The organism is Bacillus cereus group sp. N12 (genome assembly GCF_016483575.1).
Lineage (GTDB): Bacteria > Bacillota > Bacilli > Bacillales > Bacillaceae_G > Bacillus_A > Bacillus_A toyonensis.
This window is the reverse complement of sequence record NZ_JAEHBO010000001.1, coordinates 45,147-61,447: the sequence shown is the minus strand read 5'-3', so window position 1 is coordinate 61,447 and position 16,301 is coordinate 45,147. Positions and strand designations below refer to the sequence as shown.

Below are 16,301 nucleotides of genomic sequence, written 5' to 3'. Positions count from 1 at the left end.
CAATGGTTTCAAAAGATAAGTAAGTCTGAAATTAATCAGGAGGGCCGAATGAGGAGTTTAGATTTATCACAAACAACTATTAATATATCAAAAAATGATCTTATTTATAAAACGAATGATGATAAGTATTGGGTGTATGAAGTGATTTTTCAATTGCAAGAAGGAATACCACCTCATAGCCATCCGTTTGGAGAAGATTGTGCCGTTGTGTTGTCAGGTCATTTGGATTATTATATTTCAAATAAAAAAATAATTCGTGCATCAAAAGGAGAGGTAGTGTTTGGATGGAAGAACCATATACATGGCTATAAAAATAATGAAATGGAACCATTGCATCTATTAATTTTCGTTGCGCCGAATAAAATCGGACTAGAATATTTACCCGATGATGATCCGAAAATTGTGCATGTACCGGAAGGAAAGCGAATGATGAAGCTTTCCGAATATCAAGTAGTACATTCTTCTTTTTCTTCTTTTGAAAGAATAAAAATAGATGGTGAATATTCAGAAGCATATAATGAGAATGGACTTATGGCATTTATTGATATTGAAAATAAACAAATATATATATTTGAGGGTGAGAATGCGGAGATAAAAACTTCAAATCCCATAGTATTTATTAAGTATACAGCTAGATTGTGAGAATGGAGAGTTGATTTTCTCTATTTATAATAAATGTGTAGTTAGGAATATGAAAGAGGACTATTAAGGATGGGCGGAAAGGTGAATTAATCATAATGAGTTACAATTTATAAGAATCATTCTTAGAAGTAGGAAAGAAATATAGAGAAAAACGAAAAATCTGGAAAAGAAAGCCCCCTGTATCAATCATCAGGAGCTTTCTTATAATTTAATTTTGGAATGAAGCTTCTTTTCATTATTTTTTGCTAACTTATTATCTGGAGTTAATGAATAAAGAAGTTTTAAATGTATTAAAAAGTTATTTTATTTCCCGCAAACCAAAATAGCCTCACGTAAACGAGAAATCCCTTCCTCAATTTGATTAATATTCACTTTTCCATAAGATAAACGAATATAACCATCTTTCGCGCCGAAAATACTGCCTGGCATAAAGGCGATTTCTTGTTTTAAACTTTGCATAATGAGTTGTTTTTCGTTTATCGGTTCGTTTAATTTTCCCCATATGTATATACCGCCGGTCGGGTTTGAAAAAGAGATTTTGTCGTGAAGTTGCTCATTTAAGGCGCGAACGATAACGTCTCTTTTTTCCGCTAATTGTTTTCGTAACGGTACGATATGAGACTGAAATGGTACAGTTTCGAAAAATTGTTGCATAAGCCACTGCGGGAAAATGCTCATACCTAATTCCATTTGATGCCTTGCGTCGGATAACCTTTCTACTACAGACTGCGGGGCGACGAGCCAGCCGACTCGTAATCCTGGTGCAATCATCTTTGATAAGGAATGTACATAAATGACTGTTCCATTTTCATCAATCGATTTCAAAGTAGGGCAAGGTTGTTTCTTTTCTAACGTAAGCAAGCTGGATGGATCATCTTCAACGATTGCAATTCGTAAATCTGCGCAAAGTGATAATAGTTTTTTTCTACGGTTTGGATGAAGCATCGTTCCCGTAGGGTTTTGGAAATTTGGATTTAAAAAGATCATTTTAATACGGTGTTTTCTATATAACTCCTGTACATCATCTGGATTAATCCCATGTTCATCGACAGGTAATGGGAAAATACGAATACCTGCTGATTGGAATAGAGGCAGGGAATAACAGTGTGAAGGACTTTCGAAAGCAACAGCATCACCTGGATTTAATAAACATTGTACGATAAGATGAAGTGCTTGCTGAGCGCCGGATGTAATCATAATGGATTGTTCAGTCGCTTCCACTTTTAAATATTCCTTCATATATTTTACTACCGCTTGTCTTAATGGGAGATAACCTTGCGGGTGATCGTAACTTAATGAATGCGTTAACGGTTGTTCTCGCAAAATCGCTTGTAGTTGATCATGAGGATAGAGATTACAACCGAGTTCTCCGTTTGCAAAATCTATAATATTTTCATTTTGTTGTACTTCTGCCCGAATATGGCGAAGTAACGGTAAGTTTGGTAAAAACGTACCACCTTCTACGAAGTTTCTCCAGTTTGGTGTTAATGTTGGAGAAACACCCCACATATGTGTACTTACACGTGTACCTTTACCAGTTGTACTTTCTACAATTCCCATAGCACGTAGTTCATTATAAGCAGTCGTTACTGTACTTCGGTTTACATTTAACTGTGTAGCTAATTTCCGTTCGGAAGGGAGGAAGCTACCTGGAGGAAGTTCTCCATATGTAATACGTTTTTCAATAAAGTCAACAACTTGCTGATAAATAGGGATTTTACTGTCGTTATCTAGCTTCCATTCCATAAAAAACGCCTCCGTATCTTTTCAATACATTAAGTATAGCAAATTGGCTGGGTAAAAAAACAGCCAATTGGACGGTGTTATATCCAGCCAATTTTACTATGCTAAATAGGGAAGGGGAGATTCGGATGAAACGATGGCAAATGGAATGGCTCCTAGTATCAGTAGCATTAGTATGGGGAGCAAATTATACAATTGGAAAGTATGGCGTGGCATTTATGTCATCCATTCAATTTAATAGTTTACGATTTTTAGTAGCATCACCGGTATTATTACTTATTACATTTTTTATGGAACGCTCATTACGTATTGAAAGAAAAGATTGGTTACGATTAGTAGCAGTCGGCATCGTTGGAACGACAATGTATCAAACGATGTTTATGTTATCTGTGAAATATACTTCAGCAACGAACGCCTCATTATTAATTGCGATGTCACCTATTTTTACAGGGATATTAGCAGTATTACACAAACAAGAACGTTTTTCGATGAAAGTACAAATTGGTTCAATAGTAGCGTTTATTGGTGCAGCATTCGTTTTATTAACAGGGCATACAGGAGGAGCTACTTACGAATATGCGTGGCTCGGAAATATAATTGGATTAGTCGCAGCAATTGCATGGGGATGGTATCCAATATTAGCGCAACCTCTTATTACAAAATACTCCGCAATGAGAGTCACGTCATGGTCTACTTTAATTGGAATTGTACCACTAGTTATATACTGTTTATTCAACGTAAACACATTAACGTGGCCAGTAGACATGCCAAGCTGGGGTTCACTAGCATATTCAATCATCTTTGCGACAATATTTGGACTAGCAATGTGGTATGTCGGTATTAGTCAAATCGGTTCAACGAAAGTAATGGTTTATATGTATCTCGTACCATTATTCGCAGTGATCTTTGCAGCTGTAACAATTGGAGAGCAAATCAATATGATGCAACTCGTTGGCGGACTTATAATCTTTGTGGGTTTATATGTTGTAAAAAAAGGCGGAATCAAAAAGCCAGCTCTCAATTTAAAAAAGGTAAGCTAACAATAAAAAATGATCTCTTTCATATAGAAGGAGATCATTTTTTGTTTCGTACTAAAAGCGCGTGTTCAACAGCCCAATTTTGATGATCATGAAGTAAATATTCTATAGCAAGTAGTGGAGGTAACCACTTTAAAACATGATCTTTTTCAGAGGTTTCAGTTTGTTTATGTACTATGTTCGCAATGTAAAAGAACCCATCGTTTAAATAATATGTCCCTTCTTTTTCTGCATAAAAATATCGCGCTGCATTACCGATATATTGATCAATTTCAATTGCCCATCCTAATTCCTCTAGTATTTCACGATGCAAACATTCTTCTTTTGTTTCATTACCTTCCATACCGCCACCTGGTAAAAAATAACGGTCTCCTTTTTCGATGATAGCTATTTTTGAGCAAGTATTGTTAAAAATAACCGCATAGCAACTCGGCCGTAATACATAATGAACGGTGGGATTTTTAGAACCAAATGTGAGTTTTGAAATCATAAAACACGATCTTTCTCTATAAAATACATAAAAGGGATAATAAGGTAAATTTTGAATTATATTTAAGATAATCCTTGGTGATTGGAGTGATATCAAAATGATAAATCGAAAATGTTCAAGGTGTAAAGAAATAACGGGTACAATACATGGTGGTAAAAAAATTAAGGAAGAATTTTTGTGTGAAGATTGTCTTCAAAAAGGAATTGCGAGTGGGGAAATCGAATTATCACAAGTGGAGAAAGAACAAACTTCGTATCTTTCTATAAAAATATTAAAAATAATGAGTGTTATTTATTTAATCGTATCTATTATAACAGCTTTTTCTGCTGGATCACTTATACAAGATCCAGGGTTTGGTGGCGTATCATTTTCAATATCAGGTGCGATTGGTATTATGATACTTGGATCGATATTCCAGTCGGTGCTTGTATTTTCTGGTATTTGGGTATTCATTCTATTAGTAGAAACGGTTATTAAAATATATGAAAAAATGAAGTGAGTGAGAGGGAGAAATACATGCGAGTAAGAAACATTCAAGGGGAAGATTATGTAAAGATTCATTCTGTATTAAATGATTGGTGGGGCGGGAGAGATATGGCTCATATGTTGCCAAAATTGTTCTTCATTCACTTTCAAGAAACGAGTTTTATCATTGAAGAAGAGGGAGAAACGTTAGGTTTCTTATGCGGATTCTTCTCACAAACGCATAAAGAGGAAGCGTACGTTCATTTTATCGGTGTCAATCCGAAGTATAGAAGAAGAGGAATTGCATCGACATTGTATTCTTATTTCTTTGATATTGCTCGTACAAATAACCGTAAAGTTGTAAAAGCAATCACATCACCAGTTAATAAAAAATCGATACAATTTCATCAAGAAATTGGCTTTCGAATTGAGGCTGGGGATGATGAAATAGAAGGTGTATCCGTACATACAAATTATGACGGGAATGGCGGGAGTAGAGTTTTATTTTTAAAAAATGTATAAAGTAGGCTAACATGAAGTTAGCCTTTTTGTTGTGAGGAGGCAAGGATATGGAGAGTTCTCAAAGTAGAAATGAGTACATAAGACGCATATATAAAGTGCAAGATTATATAGAATCAAACATAAATGATTCACTTTCAATTGAAGAGTTAGCCAATGTAGCAGGATTTTCAAAGTTTCATTTTCATAGAATTTTTAAAGGGATAGTAGATGAGCCTTTATCTCGGTATGTAAACCGATTGAAACTAGAAAGGGCAACTCACCTTATTACATATCGTCCGGATATGACGATTACAGACATTGCGTATCACTTCGGGTTCACAGATTCAGCTGTTTTCTCCCGTACATTTAAAAATTATTACGGAGTAAGTCCGTCTCAATATCGAAACTACAATAGCAAGAATTGCAAAGACGTAAGTGAACCTTCTCAATACAATGAATGTAAGAAGGTTCGGGGAAATGTTGAAATTGTAACAGCGGACGATAGAAATGTCGCATACATAAGACATATCGGTACATATGAAGAGTTAGCTATAGCTTTTCCGAAAATGATAGAGAAATTATTTCGTTATGCAACGGAGCAAAACTATCATATATTTGGGGATACGAAAGTATTAACCATTTACCACGATCATCATGAATTTACTGAGGACTATCATTTAAGAACAAGTTTATGTATAACAATTCCCGATGAATCCGCAGTAGGAACGAGTGATATTGGAATAATGGTAATACCTTCAGGAAAATATGCGGTAGGCCATTTTGAAATACGTCAAAATGAATATAAAGGTGCATGGGATTTTTTATACGGCGAATGGCTCCCAAATAGCGGATATAAGCCGAGAGATTCGTATCCTTTTGAAGTGTATAGAAATGATCCAAGAAAGCATCCAGAACATAAACATATAGTGGATATATATGTACCGATCGAACCTTTTTAATCATAGATTAAGGGGGAAGAATAATGAAAACTTTTGAAGAGTTGGATTACAAGATAAAAGAAGACTATAAAAATATAAACGGTATGTTAGTAGTGCAGAAGGATAACATTATTTTTGAAAAATATTATAACGGCCACGGTCCAGATGATGCATTTCATGTAGCATCTGTCACAAAAACGATAATCTCTGCGCTAATTGGGATATGTATAGGTAAGGGCTATATAAAAAGCGTTAATCAAAAAGTAATAGAGTTTTTCCCTGAATATAAACTTAAGGCATCTGAAGTAACAGTGCGACACCTACTTACAATGACAGCACCATACCCTTTTACAGATTGGCAGGAACCGTTAGAAGAACTATGTACACAACAGAATTGGGTACAGTATACACTTAATAGAATGGGGCACGGCGGAGAAATTGGATCTTTTAAATATTCATCTGCAGGAGCACATGTACTATCAGCAATTATTTCGAGTGCAACAGGGAAAAGTGCGCGTGAATTTGCGAATGAACAGCTATTTCAGCTACTCGGTATGAGAGAAATTCCAAACTACAATATGAAAGCATTTGGATTCGATGACTTATTCGGAAAAGATGTAAAAGGATGGGTTCACGATCCAAATGGTATTTCGACGGGCGGCTGGGGACTTACGCTAACAGTTAAAGATATGGCTAAGTTTGGACAATTGTATTTGAACGAAGGCATTCATAATGAAAAGCGAATCATTTCAAAATCATGGGTAAAAGAATCAACGGTGATGAATCCAAATCAATATGGGTACTTATGGTGGTTACGAGAAGAAAATGGAAGCTTTTCATACTGCGCAATGGGCGATGGTGGGAATATGGTTTGTTGTATTCCAGAGAGAGAATTGGTAGTGGTGATTGCTTCTGAGGTTATACCAAATGCGGTGGATAAATGGGAGTTAATTAAAGAGTGCATACTTCCTTATTTAAAAGATTAATGTGGTTAATTTTGGAAATGAGAATTAAAGGGTTTAGTTAAATTTGCTTTGTTTTTCATGATAGAAAAAAGTGTTGTGATAACAAAGTTGTACAACTAAGGTTATAAAACTTCAACACCTATACGATTTTTAAATAATTGCAAGGTGTTGAAGTACTTCATAATCTATTAAAGGTACTTTCAAATAAAAGCGGAAACACCTTTTTTCTTTGCTTTTTAACTATTTTCTAACTTTGTGATGTATAAGATACATCATGCCGAGTATGATTGCTAGTATTATAAATTTAATTAATTCTATTAGGCTGGCATCCCATTTGTTTTGCGCTACATCTGCTAAATAAAATACATTAAACATACCATGTAAAATTGCGGGTGATATTGCAGAACCACCATATTCTCTCGTGTACGTCAAAATTAAAGACAATATAAATAATAAAGAGAGATAACTTAATATTCCTACAAACTGAAACTCATAATTTTTATAAAAGATAGCTACTGGTAAATGCCATGAAGACCAAAGCGAAGCTATAATAATAGCTGTTTGCATGAATGAATATTTTTTTCGTAAATAGTAATGAAAATTCCCTCGCCATATAATTTCTTCTAATAATGCAGATAAAGATCCAATTGTAAGACCAACGAGCAAGAGAAATCCTAATTCATTCCAATCATGATATAAGAACTTTATATCATAAATATGAAAATAAAAATGGAGACATAGTCCTAGAAGTAGTGGAAATAATATGGAGAAAATTAGTGTTTTTATTTTTGGACGTGAAATTCCAAATGTATGAACTATTTTTTGTTTCTTAAATAATTTTTGATATAAAATAACTGCTAAAAGCGGAAGAACCATTGTAAACCCCAAATAATTACGACCATTTTCTATGTTCAGCAAGATGATATATACAAGTGATGTGAGAAAATAAATACATAATGTTGAATGATAAACTATGTGTTTATTAATATTTTTCACCTGCCTAAGTATGTATAAGTGGTTAATCGAATATCCGATATTTTAATTATATATGAAATGGAAATCGACAGAATTAATATTTTCATATTATTGCTTTTAAAAATAGGAAAAGTGTCGAAATTACATATATTGAACTTGTAGAAAACAATTAAACTATCCCCCGTAACTTTTCACAACAAAAAATCGTTAAACAAAAGAATAGATTTTTAATCATGAATGGGGGAGAACCATGAAAATTCTAATACTAGGCGGTACACGATTTTTAGGAAGAGCATTTGTAGAAGAGGCGTTGAAAAGAGGGCATGAAGTTACATTATTTAATCGCGGATCAAATAAAGAACTATTTCCTGAAGTGAAAAAGTTAATCGGTGACAGAAATAACGATGTATCAAGTTTAGAAAATCGAAAATGGGACGTTGTCATAGATACATGTGGATTTTCTCCGCACCATATTCGGAATGTTGGCGAAGTATTACAAGATAATGTAAAGCAATATATATTCATCTCAAGCCTTTCCGTATATAAAGATTGGATTCCCCATCATATAAAAGAAGACTATATATTACAACCTGAACCAACAAGTGATCGGATAAAAGCTGTAGAGAATGGTGAAATATCGCCTTATGAGCATTATGGTGTGCTAAAGGTATTATGTGAAAAAGAAGCAGAGAAGTATTGGCCGGGGCGTGTTTTACATGTAAGAGCAGGACTTCTTTCGGGAACGTTTGATTATACAGATCGCCTTCCATACTGGGTTCAGCGTGTAGCAAAGGGCGGGAAAGTGTTAGTACCAGGAAGAAAAGATCGTCCAGTGCAATTAGTTGATATAAAAGACGTCGCAAGCTTTGGACTAAACATGGCAGAAAATAATAAAGCCGGTACATTCAATATAACAGGTCCAAATGATGAATTGACGATGGAAGAGCTATTAAATACGTGTAAAAGGGTTACGAATAGTGATGCTGAATTCGTTTGGGTCGATGAATCATTTATGAAGGAACATAAAGCACAGCCTTGGACAGAGATGCCTTTATGGCTTCCGGAAACTTTTCCATTAGAAGGGGAAACGAAGCCGTGGAAAGGTGGATTTTCTATTAGTATTGAGAATGCTGTTAAAGCAGGGCTTACTTTTAGAAGATTAGAAGATACTGTTACAGATGTGTATGACTGGGTGAATGAAATGAAAGAGAGGGGATTAAAGGCAGGTATTTCAGTTGAAAGGGAGAAAGAATTATTAGAAAAGTGGAATGGATAGTTTTTATAGATAATAGGAATGGAGAGAAATATGATACGTCAATTAAAAAAGGTTAGAAAAAGGACAATAATTTCAACAGTTATAATGCTCTTGCTAACGGTCATTCTCGTAAGAAATAGTACGTGGTATATCTCTCATTCCTTTTCTTCTGAATTTTTTCAATTGCCGATGCCTTTGGATAGTAAGCTAATTAAAGATTATGAAGTAGATGAGAAGAATTGGATTGAATTAGCAAATGGCGGATATTGGGAAGTAGTAGCGAATCGTGTTATAGAAACGAAGCAATCGAAGGCAGAAGTAATCTCATTCTATCAAAAAAAAGGGAAGTTAAAGTATCCAAATTCTAACGAGGCTGGTGTAGAAATTCAGCTCTATTTTTTAGATGATAGTACAGTAGTAGAAACCGAAAAGGGGAATTATTACCGAGATAAGATAGGAGATACTCGTTATGTAAATGAATATGATATTAGAGATAAAAAGAAGGAAAAACAACCTAGTGATCCAGAGATAATAACATATATAATCCAAGTACATACCCAATTTGATTATTGGTATAAACTTGATTGAACATGAAGGACTATAGGAAGGATAAAAGGTTATGTGGAAAAATATCATTCGAAGTATTTCTTTAAACTTAAGTATGAAAAACCCAGCAACGAAGGATGAACTTGCTGATATACAAAAATGGTTACACGTGGAGTTACCTAATGAGTTATATCAATTATTACAGGAAACAAACGGTATAGAAGGTGAGTACGGGGACTTTATATGGTCTGCTTCAAAAATTAATACTGAAAATATGAATATGAGAAATATAGTGGATTTTAAAGATTTATATATGCCTTTTGACTGTTTATTATTTTTTGCTGATGGCGGAAATGGTGATTTGTTTGGCTATTCTATTTTGAATGGAATGGTACAAAGAGATGATATATATGTGTGGAATCATGAAAATGATAGTAGAACGTGGATTGCTCCTTCTTTAAAGCCTTTTATGGAGTGGTGGGAGAGTGGGAAGATAACAATTTAAACATAGTATCAATAAAAAACGCCTTGTTACTAAAAAAACAAGGCGTTTTTCGTATGTAAATCTACCACTCAATCGGTTCTTCTCCGTACAGTTCCCACAGCTTAGGAAACATCTTTTTCAGACTTTCTTCGTCATCTTGATCCCAGTCGAATTCAATGTCGTCATTATGAGCTCTTTCATCAGTTAGTACATGGTAAAGTGTAAAGTAAGTATCTTCTTCATCTCCAGTTTTTTCTGCATATACAGTGAAACCGAAATATAGAGAAAGTTCTTCAATGTTTGGTACGTCATACTCACTCAAATTTTCTAATACATGTATTAACCGTTCTGGATCTTCAATACACGCTTCGTAAGTTTCTTTTCCTTGATATAATAACCACCCGCGGAAATAATCAAAACAATCATCCGAACAACCGCCTAAAATAATATAGGCTGCTGCCCATAAGCGAGATGTATAGGAAGCTTTTAATATATGATGCATATGTGTATCAAAAGCAACAATTTCATGTACTGTACGCTTAGAGAGATGAGAAGTAAGCCATTCTATTTGTTCTTCCTGGTCTTCACCTTTCGTTTTAGCGCGAGCGAGTAGCCCCCAAAATTCTTCTTCTGTTATCGTTTTTTCTTTTATATAATCTTCCCCAGGGCACGGGTCTGTATATCCTTTTTTACGTTTGGAAGCAACTAGTTTGTTAGCTTCTTTTATGCACTCTTCTTCTGTTTCAAACTCTTTCGCTTTCACGCTACCAGCTGTGCCAATTTTCCCGTAAAACACAACGTAGTCGCTTTCTTTCACAACGATTTTCCAAAACTTATTTGATTTCTCAGTTTGCTGGATTAATAACGTTTCCATTCGTACCCCCATCATATTTTTCTAGTATGCAATGTGATTGTAACATATGTATATACACTTGTAATGATGAAAAATAAGCGTTTGGAAAATTCGAAAATGATTGAATGAAGTGGATAAATTTAGTAACCTTATCTTTACAGTAATTACATAATTGTTTTGCAATAATTCGATATTTAATAAATAGGGGGAATTCGGGATGGACCTTACGTTTAAAGTAGAGGAAACATGTTTTAATTACCGAGTTGGAGCAATTTGTAAACATGATAATAAAATACTCATTCTGCAAGGTGACGGTGAAGATTTTTGGTACGTACCGGGTGGACGCGTGAAAATGCTAGAAAATAGTGAAGATGCGTTAAAACGAGAGCTTGCTGAAGAACTAGCTGTTCCAATTGAAGTAAAGAGATTAATATGGTCAGTAGAAAATTTCTTTACACTTTCTGAGCGAAAGCTCCATGAAATTAGTTTTTACTATGAAGTAGAGCTGAAAGAATTACCTGCAAATGGGGCAGATCAATATATTCTGAATGAAGAGGATAGAACATATATGTTTAAGTGGGTGCCGGTAGAAGAGTTACATGCATATAACTTACAGCCAGCGTTTATAAAAGATAAAGTAAAGGATGTATCAGTTCATACAGAACATATCGTTTTACAAAAGTAAATGTATTCGGAGGGGAAAAGAGTGAAGGGGACTAAAAAAGAGATACATATAGATGATAAAGTTATTCGTTACACACATATCGAAAAAGCTTCTAATGCAATCTGTTTTATGTTCTCAGGTTCAGGCTACAATTATGACAAGCCGTTATTTTATTATGCAACGATGCTTATGCTTGAAAATAAAATAGATGTAGTACATATTCATTATTCCTACGATGGACAATTATTGGAAAAACCAATGGAAGAAATAACGAAAGTAATGATGGATGATATAAATCCCGTAATAATTGAAGTGTTAAGAAGTGGGCAATATAGCAATTCAATGTTTTTAGGAAAGTCACTCGGAACAATTCCAATTGCAAATGATTTAATGAAGAGAGAAGAATTTTCACAGTCAAAAATGGTACTACTTACACCTTTACTAACTTTTGATTTCGTTTTTGATTCTATTTTACATAGTCGTCACGAAGGGCTTTTAGTAATTGGGGATAAAGATCACCAATACAATGCGGAGCAAATTGATCAGTTACAAAAAACGAATTTAAAGATTGCTATTGTTAAAAATGCAAATCATTCTGTAAATGTTGGCGAATTTGAAACAGAAAATACAATTACAGCGATAGCGAAAATAATAGGAAAACTGGAAGAAACAATTACAGTTTGAATGAGTAATATACATGAAAAAGAGGTGCTTATTGCGCCTCTTTTTTTATGTTCAAGCTTTAATTCCTATGAAGCAACGCCCGCATTAAAGAGGAATATTACTTTTCTATTTCCTATAAAAAACGGATAACAATTTTTAATAGTAGTTATTACAATTTAAATACGGAAAATTCAGAAATATTTTTAGGAACTTAAGAGGAGGCAATTGAAAGCGTTTACCGATATTGAAATACAAGAAAGGGAAAATTCCCATATAAGGAGGCTATTAAGATGAAATCGATTAACCCGATGAATGTGATAGACGAGAGTCGTATTCATTCCATGCATATTTGGTTAATATTTTGGTTATTTATCGTAATTGCATTTGATGGATATGATGCTGTTATTTATGGGGCAACAGTACCTTCGCTCATTAAGGAGTGGGGAATAACAGATGTTACAGCAGGGGCAATTGGTAGTTATGCAGCTATAGGAACAGCAATTGGAGCTGCTTTTTTTGGTTTATTAGCTGATAAAATAGGTCGTAAAAATATCATAATAGTAACTACAATCTTATTTAGTCTATTTACCTGTTTAGCTGGTTTTGCGAACGGTCCTGTAGTGTTTGCGATTTTCCGTGTTATCGCAGGTATAGGGCTTGGTGGAGTTATGCCGAATGTAATTGCTATAGCAACAGAATTCTCACCGAAACGAGCTCGAACTGCTATCGTATCTTTTGTTTTTTGCGGATATTCAATTGGAGCAATGGCAGCGGCGCTTACAAGTCGTTCCCTTCTTACTACAGCAGGATGGGAGCCTGTTTTTTGGTTAGCGGGAATTCCATTGTTATTTATCCCGTTTTTAATGAAAAGTATTCCTGAGTCTGTTAGTTTCCTATTAATGAAAGGAAAAATAGAAGAAGCTAAAAAAGTAATAGCGAAGATAAATCCACAATTAAGTAAAGATGTGACAATTGAATTTATAAAATCACCAACTAAAGAAGCTGGATCTCCTGTAGTTAAATTATTTGAGGAGAAGCGCGCCGTAAGTACAATTATGTTTTGGATTTCATGTTTTAGTGCTTTCGTACTCATTTATTCTATGAGTACATGGTTACCAAGGCTTATGATGCAGTCAGGATACGATCTCAAATCAAGTCTCACATTTACAGCTGTCATGCAAATTGGAGCTATTATTGGAACACTCATATTCGGTCCAATAGTAGATAAAATCGGATTTAAAAAAGTACTTGTCCCATTATTTTTCTGTGGAGCAATTGCGTTATCACTCATCGGATTTGTAAATAATATGTTTATTGGATTTTTGTTAATTTCAGTCATTGGTGCTTCTTCTGTCGGACTACAAAATATGTCAAATGCATTTGTTTCTCAATATTATCCTAGTAATATGCGCTCAACAGCGGTAGGAAGTACAATGGCTTTTGGGCGTCTTGGAGGTGTGGTAGCTCCAACTTTGGTAGGTATTCTTCTTTCCATGCATTTATTGCCTCAATATAATTTTGCAGCAATTGCGACTGCTGCTGTAATTGGTGGCATAACATTGATATTTGTTAAAGAAGAACATGGAATTTATTATAAAGAGAAAAAAGAAATCGCTAGTGGAAATAACAATGTAACGACAGCCAAATAGTGAATAATCAATCCCGGGGATATATTTCTTCGGGATTCGTATTTGTTTAGTTAATAGTTAGAATATTTACTTTTCTTTTGTATAACGTTTCTTATACAATAGAGAGAAAAGGTGAAAGGGGGATGGGGCGTGTCTAGTAATAAGAGAGAGAGATTAATGAAAAGAATAGAATATCATTTGCGAAATACATCACGCCAGCTTATTAAAATCGATACGGAAGAAGAGGCGCTTCAGTATTTAACTCATTCCTTTTGTGCAGAATTACATTGTGATTTCGTCGCTGTAATTTTTAATGAAGGTGGACAGTTTTTACCAAAAGCTTGGAGTGGTAATTTAACTTCTTTAGCTTCAGCGTTTCCACTTCATTCTGATGAATGTTCCTCCAAACTACAATATCAAAGCATGACAGATCAAACGGCAGATTTACCAGAAGTGTGTCTTCTATCTGAAACATTGAAAAGTGCTGGGGTAGAGACTTGGTTCACTGTCCCATTAAAAGATGATATCCAGCATTTTGGTTTTTGTGTTGTTGCATTTTTAAGTTACGTTCCACTTTTAGATATGGAAATATCATTTGAAGAGTTTGGAAGAGATATAGCAGTGGCGATTGCTGTGGCTAGACAAAAAGAATCGCAGTTGAAAAAGATTGAAGGTTTTGGATGGATTAGTAAAAACCTGTCGTTAGATGTTCCGTTAGAAAAGCATGTTTATGAGGTAACTTCTAAAGCCGGAAATGAAACAAATTCGAATTTTGCATGTGTTTATTTATATAACGAGACTGAAAACTGTTTTGTTTTTCAAGCACCTGCATATGGAGAAATGAGAAAGCCATACAAAATTATGGTTGAGGATAAATATGTATTAAAAGAACACTTTCCATTTTTTGAAACGATTGGTGGTGAACAGTATACTGCTCCAATCATTATTGATATGAAACCAATTGGAGTATTACATATTGAAAAGGAATGCGAAGGGTTTTTTACGGAGGCAGATTCAAAATCACTTGAAATGATTGCAAATCATTTAGCAACCATACTAGATAATGCAAGGTTATATAATGGTGAGAAAGAACATAAGCAACGTCTTCATTTTCTATTAGATTATCAGCAAGCTTTATTAAAAGAAACGGTCGATGATAATAATTTTGAAGGTATTACAACAATGCTCGGTAGTTTATTTCAAGATACAGTGTTTATTTTTGATAGATTTATGCAACCAATAGCATTTCATGATGAAAAGGATAGTCGCTTAGCGGAACAATTAGCTGAATTAACAAGAGAAGAACGTAAAAAGAAAAGATTTACTGATACGTTCCAAATTCATGATCCGAATAATAGTGATTATTGTTTTTCATTTTGGATTATTAATGGGGGCGGTAACTTTTTAGGATATTTAGCAGTACGAAGAGCGAATGGGGGGATGGATGAATTTGATCAATTAACGGTCGATTTAGCCCGAAATATATGCTCCATCCAGTTTATTAAACAAAAACTCGTTCTAGATACGAAAGAACAGATGAAAGACAGCTTTATTAGTAAATTATTAACTGAAAAAATTGAGGACCGAGATAATATTTTGCAATATGCTAACTTATATCAATGGAATCTTTTCAAAAAACATCGAGTGGCGGTATTATCAATTTCACTCGATGAGAACGAATTAAAGAAAGGAAACCTACTCGAACAACAAGCGAAAAAGTCACTTATATGGGATTTGATTAAGACGCGTCTTCCAGAACTAGGGACAGGCATTTTAGCAGTATCCCATAATGATGAACAACTGTTAATTGTTCCAATTGAAACTCAGAAAAAGGGCACGGATACATTTTGGGAATCGATGTTTTATAGCATAAAGAAATGGATTGGCTCATCACCTATAGGTTGTCGTGTTTTATTAGGGATTGGCGGTGTTACAAAACAGTTGGAAGATTATTATACTAGTTATCAGCAAGCTATACAGACTTTAAATATTTTAGATAGTCGCTTTCGTAAACAAGGATTTGCATTATTTGAAGGGCTTGGATCGTATGCTATTTTACATCATTTAAACCATTCAACCGCTGTAGATCTTTTTGTAAAGAAACAAATTGGTCCACTAATTCAATATTCAGAAGGAAAGAATATTGATTTATATAACACATTACATGTATTCTTACAAAACAATGGAAATGTAAAAAGTGCTGCAGAAGAACTTTTTATTCATAGAAGTTCTCTTTTGTACAGGTTAGAAAAAATTGAATTGCTCATTTCAGTCGATTTAAATGATGCAGAAGTGAGATTTAATTTAATGATGGCGCTCAAACTTTATGATATGTATGGAGAAGTAGTAGGGTAATAGAAGTTTATATTTTCAGTGATGTTCTATTTGATAAAAGGAGATTTTGCTTTTGTACGAAATCTCTTTTTATTTTTATACAATTGTTTTTCAAAAC

17 protein-coding genes are annotated in these 16,301 nt (G+C 34.3%); 13 read left to right on the top strand and 4 right to left on the bottom strand.

Features of this window, described 5'->3' with window-relative positions; translation table 11 throughout:
• Positions 1–48 precede the first annotated feature (48 nt).
• Positions 49–642: a cupin domain-containing protein gene (locus JDS92_RS00310; RefSeq protein WP_097980563.1), complete on the top strand. Its 594-nt coding sequence runs from the start codon at positions 49–51 to the stop codon at positions 640–642.
• A gap of 303 nt (positions 643–945) precedes the next feature.
• Here the strand turns inward: JDS92_RS00310 and pdxR are convergent, their stop codons facing one another.
• On the bottom strand, positions 946–2,388 hold the full coding sequence (gene pdxR, locus JDS92_RS00305) for a MocR-like pyridoxine biosynthesis transcription factor PdxR (protein ID WP_098711469.1): 1,443 nt from the start codon (positions 2,386–2,388) through the stop codon (positions 946–948).
• Positions 2,389–2,513: 125 nt separating this feature from the next.
• Between pdxR and JDS92_RS00300 the strand changes: the two genes are divergently transcribed.
• Positions 2,514–3,425 (top strand): DMT family transporter, encoded by a 912-nt coding sequence (locus JDS92_RS00300; protein WP_098711470.1) that lies wholly within the window; start codon positions 2,514–2,516, stop codon positions 3,423–3,425.
• 34 nt (positions 3,426–3,459) lie between these two features.
• On the opposite strand, the gene JDS92_RS00295 is transcribed toward JDS92_RS00300, so the two are convergent.
• Entirely contained in the window at positions 3,460–3,912 is a 453-nt protein-coding gene (locus tag JDS92_RS00295) for an NUDIX hydrolase (protein WP_098911275.1), read from the bottom strand.
• Between the two features lie 97 nt (positions 3,913–4,009).
• Between JDS92_RS00295 and JDS92_RS00290 the strand changes: the two genes are divergently transcribed.
• From JDS92_RS00290 to JDS92_RS00275, 4 genes are read left to right on the top strand one after another with little or no spacing between them, the layout of a single operon-like run.
• A complete protein-coding gene (locus tag JDS92_RS00290; RefSeq protein ID WP_085450492.1) occupies positions 4,010–4,411 on the top strand; it encodes a DUF3980 domain-containing protein in 402 nt (133 codons plus the stop codon).
• Between the two features lie 17 nt (positions 4,412–4,428).
• The gene (locus tag JDS92_RS00285; protein ID WP_199631332.1) at positions 4,429–4,899 is read left to right on the top strand and encodes a GNAT family N-acetyltransferase; all 471 of its coding nucleotides are present in this window, start codon (positions 4,429–4,431) and stop codon (positions 4,897–4,899) included.
• 47 nt (positions 4,900–4,946) lie between these two features.
• On the top strand, positions 4,947–5,837 hold the full coding sequence (locus tag JDS92_RS00280) for an AraC family transcriptional regulator (RefSeq protein WP_087970873.1): 891 nt from the start codon (positions 4,947–4,949) through the stop codon (positions 5,835–5,837).
• A gap of 23 nt (positions 5,838–5,860) precedes the next feature.
• A complete protein-coding gene (locus tag JDS92_RS00275) occupies positions 5,861–6,802 on the top strand; it encodes a serine hydrolase domain-containing protein (protein ID WP_000846448.1) in 942 nt (313 codons plus the stop codon).
• A 219-nt stretch (positions 6,803–7,021) separates the two neighbouring features.
• Here the strand turns inward: JDS92_RS00275 and JDS92_RS00270 are convergent, their stop codons facing one another.
• Entirely contained in the window at positions 7,022–7,777 is a 756-nt protein-coding gene (locus JDS92_RS00270; RefSeq protein ID WP_085450339.1) for a CPBP family intramembrane glutamic endopeptidase, read from the bottom strand.
• Positions 7,778–8,006: 229 nt separating this feature from the next.
• Between JDS92_RS00270 and JDS92_RS00265 the strand changes: the two genes are divergently transcribed.
• From JDS92_RS00265 to JDS92_RS00255, 3 genes are read left to right on the top strand one after another with little or no spacing between them, the layout of a single operon-like run.
• A complete protein-coding gene (locus JDS92_RS00265) occupies positions 8,007–9,032 on the top strand; it encodes an SDR family oxidoreductase (RefSeq protein ID WP_199631331.1) in 1,026 nt (341 codons plus the stop codon).
• A gap of 30 nt (positions 9,033–9,062) precedes the next feature.
• On the top strand, positions 9,063–9,599 hold the full coding sequence (locus tag JDS92_RS00260; protein ID WP_199631330.1) for a hypothetical protein: 537 nt from the start codon (positions 9,063–9,065) through the stop codon (positions 9,597–9,599).
• A 31-nt stretch (positions 9,600–9,630) separates the two neighbouring features.
• Positions 9,631–10,062 carry an SMI1/KNR4 family protein gene (locus JDS92_RS00255; RefSeq protein WP_199631329.1) on the top strand — a complete coding sequence of 144 codons (432 nt, stop codon included), beginning with the start codon at positions 9,631–9,633 and terminating at the stop codon, positions 10,060–10,062.
• A 61-nt stretch (positions 10,063–10,123) separates the two neighbouring features.
• On the opposite strand, the gene JDS92_RS00250 is transcribed toward JDS92_RS00255, so the two are convergent.
• Positions 10,124–10,915: a DUF4240 domain-containing protein gene (locus tag JDS92_RS00250; RefSeq protein WP_000449135.1), complete on the bottom strand. Its 792-nt coding sequence runs from the start codon at positions 10,913–10,915 to the stop codon at positions 10,124–10,126.
• A gap of 196 nt (positions 10,916–11,111) precedes the next feature.
• On the opposite strand from JDS92_RS00250, the gene JDS92_RS00245 reads away from it, so the two are divergent.
• The 4 genes from JDS92_RS00245 (at position 11,112) to JDS92_RS00230 (ending at position 16,204) form a co-directional block, all read left to right on the top strand.
• Positions 11,112–11,579 carry an NUDIX hydrolase gene (locus tag JDS92_RS00245; protein ID WP_199631328.1) on the top strand — a complete coding sequence of 156 codons (468 nt, stop codon included), beginning with the start codon at positions 11,112–11,114 and terminating at the stop codon, positions 11,577–11,579.
• A 21-nt stretch (positions 11,580–11,600) separates the two neighbouring features.
• Entirely contained in the window at positions 11,601–12,242 is a 642-nt protein-coding gene (locus tag JDS92_RS00240) for a hypothetical protein (RefSeq protein WP_016091171.1), read from the top strand.
• 269 nt (positions 12,243–12,511) lie between these two features.
• Positions 12,512–13,870, top strand: a complete 1,359-nt coding sequence (locus JDS92_RS00235; protein WP_199631327.1) for an MFS transporter — start codon at positions 12,512–12,514, stop codon at positions 13,868–13,870.
• Positions 13,871–13,999: 129 nt separating this feature from the next.
• Positions 14,000–16,204 carry a helix-turn-helix domain-containing protein gene (locus tag JDS92_RS00230; RefSeq protein ID WP_199631326.1) on the top strand — a complete coding sequence of 735 codons (2,205 nt, stop codon included), beginning with the start codon at positions 14,000–14,002 and terminating at the stop codon, positions 16,202–16,204.
• Positions 16,205–16,301: the final 97 nt, after the last annotated feature.

Excerpts from the sequence above, each read along its gene's own strand:
- JDS92_RS00290 (WP_085450492.1), top strand. The coding sequence starts at position 4,010 with ATGATAAATCGAAAATGTTCAAGGTGTAAAGAAATAACGGGTACAATA.
- JDS92_RS00310 (WP_097980563.1), top strand. The coding sequence starts at position 49 with ATGAGGAGTTTAGATTTATCACAAACAACTATTAATATATCAAAAAAT.
- JDS92_RS00275 (WP_000846448.1), top strand. The coding sequence starts at position 5,861 with ATGAAAACTTTTGAAGAGTTGGATTACAAGATAAAAGAAGACTATAAA.
- JDS92_RS00300 (WP_098711470.1), top strand. The coding sequence starts at position 2,514 with ATGAAACGATGGCAAATGGAATGGCTCCTAGTATCAGTAGCATTAGTA.
- JDS92_RS00250 (WP_000449135.1), bottom strand. The coding sequence starts at position 10,915 with ATGGAAACGTTATTAATCCAGCAAACTGAGAAATCAAATAAGTTTTGG.
- JDS92_RS00265 (WP_199631331.1), top strand. The coding sequence starts at position 8,007 with ATGAAAATTCTAATACTAGGCGGTACACGATTTTTAGGAAGAGCATTT.
- JDS92_RS00285 (WP_199631332.1), top strand. The coding sequence starts at position 4,429 with ATGCGAGTAAGAAACATTCAAGGGGAAGATTATGTAAAGATTCATTCT.
- JDS92_RS00235 (WP_199631327.1), top strand. The coding sequence starts at position 12,512 with ATGAAATCGATTAACCCGATGAATGTGATAGACGAGAGTCGTATTCAT.
- pdxR (WP_098711469.1), bottom strand. The coding sequence starts at position 2,388 with ATGGAATGGAAGCTAGATAACGACAGTAAAATCCCTATTTATCAGCAA.
- JDS92_RS00255 (WP_199631329.1), top strand. The coding sequence starts at position 9,631 with ATGTGGAAAAATATCATTCGAAGTATTTCTTTAAACTTAAGTATGAAA.
- JDS92_RS00280 (WP_087970873.1), top strand. The coding sequence starts at position 4,947 with ATGGAGAGTTCTCAAAGTAGAAATGAGTACATAAGACGCATATATAAA.
- JDS92_RS00245 (WP_199631328.1), top strand. The coding sequence starts at position 11,112 with ATGGACCTTACGTTTAAAGTAGAGGAAACATGTTTTAATTACCGAGTT.
- JDS92_RS00260 (WP_199631330.1), top strand. The coding sequence starts at position 9,063 with ATGATACGTCAATTAAAAAAGGTTAGAAAAAGGACAATAATTTCAACA.
- JDS92_RS00295 (WP_098911275.1), bottom strand. The coding sequence starts at position 3,912 with ATGATTTCAAAACTCACATTTGGTTCTAAAAATCCCACCGTTCATTAT.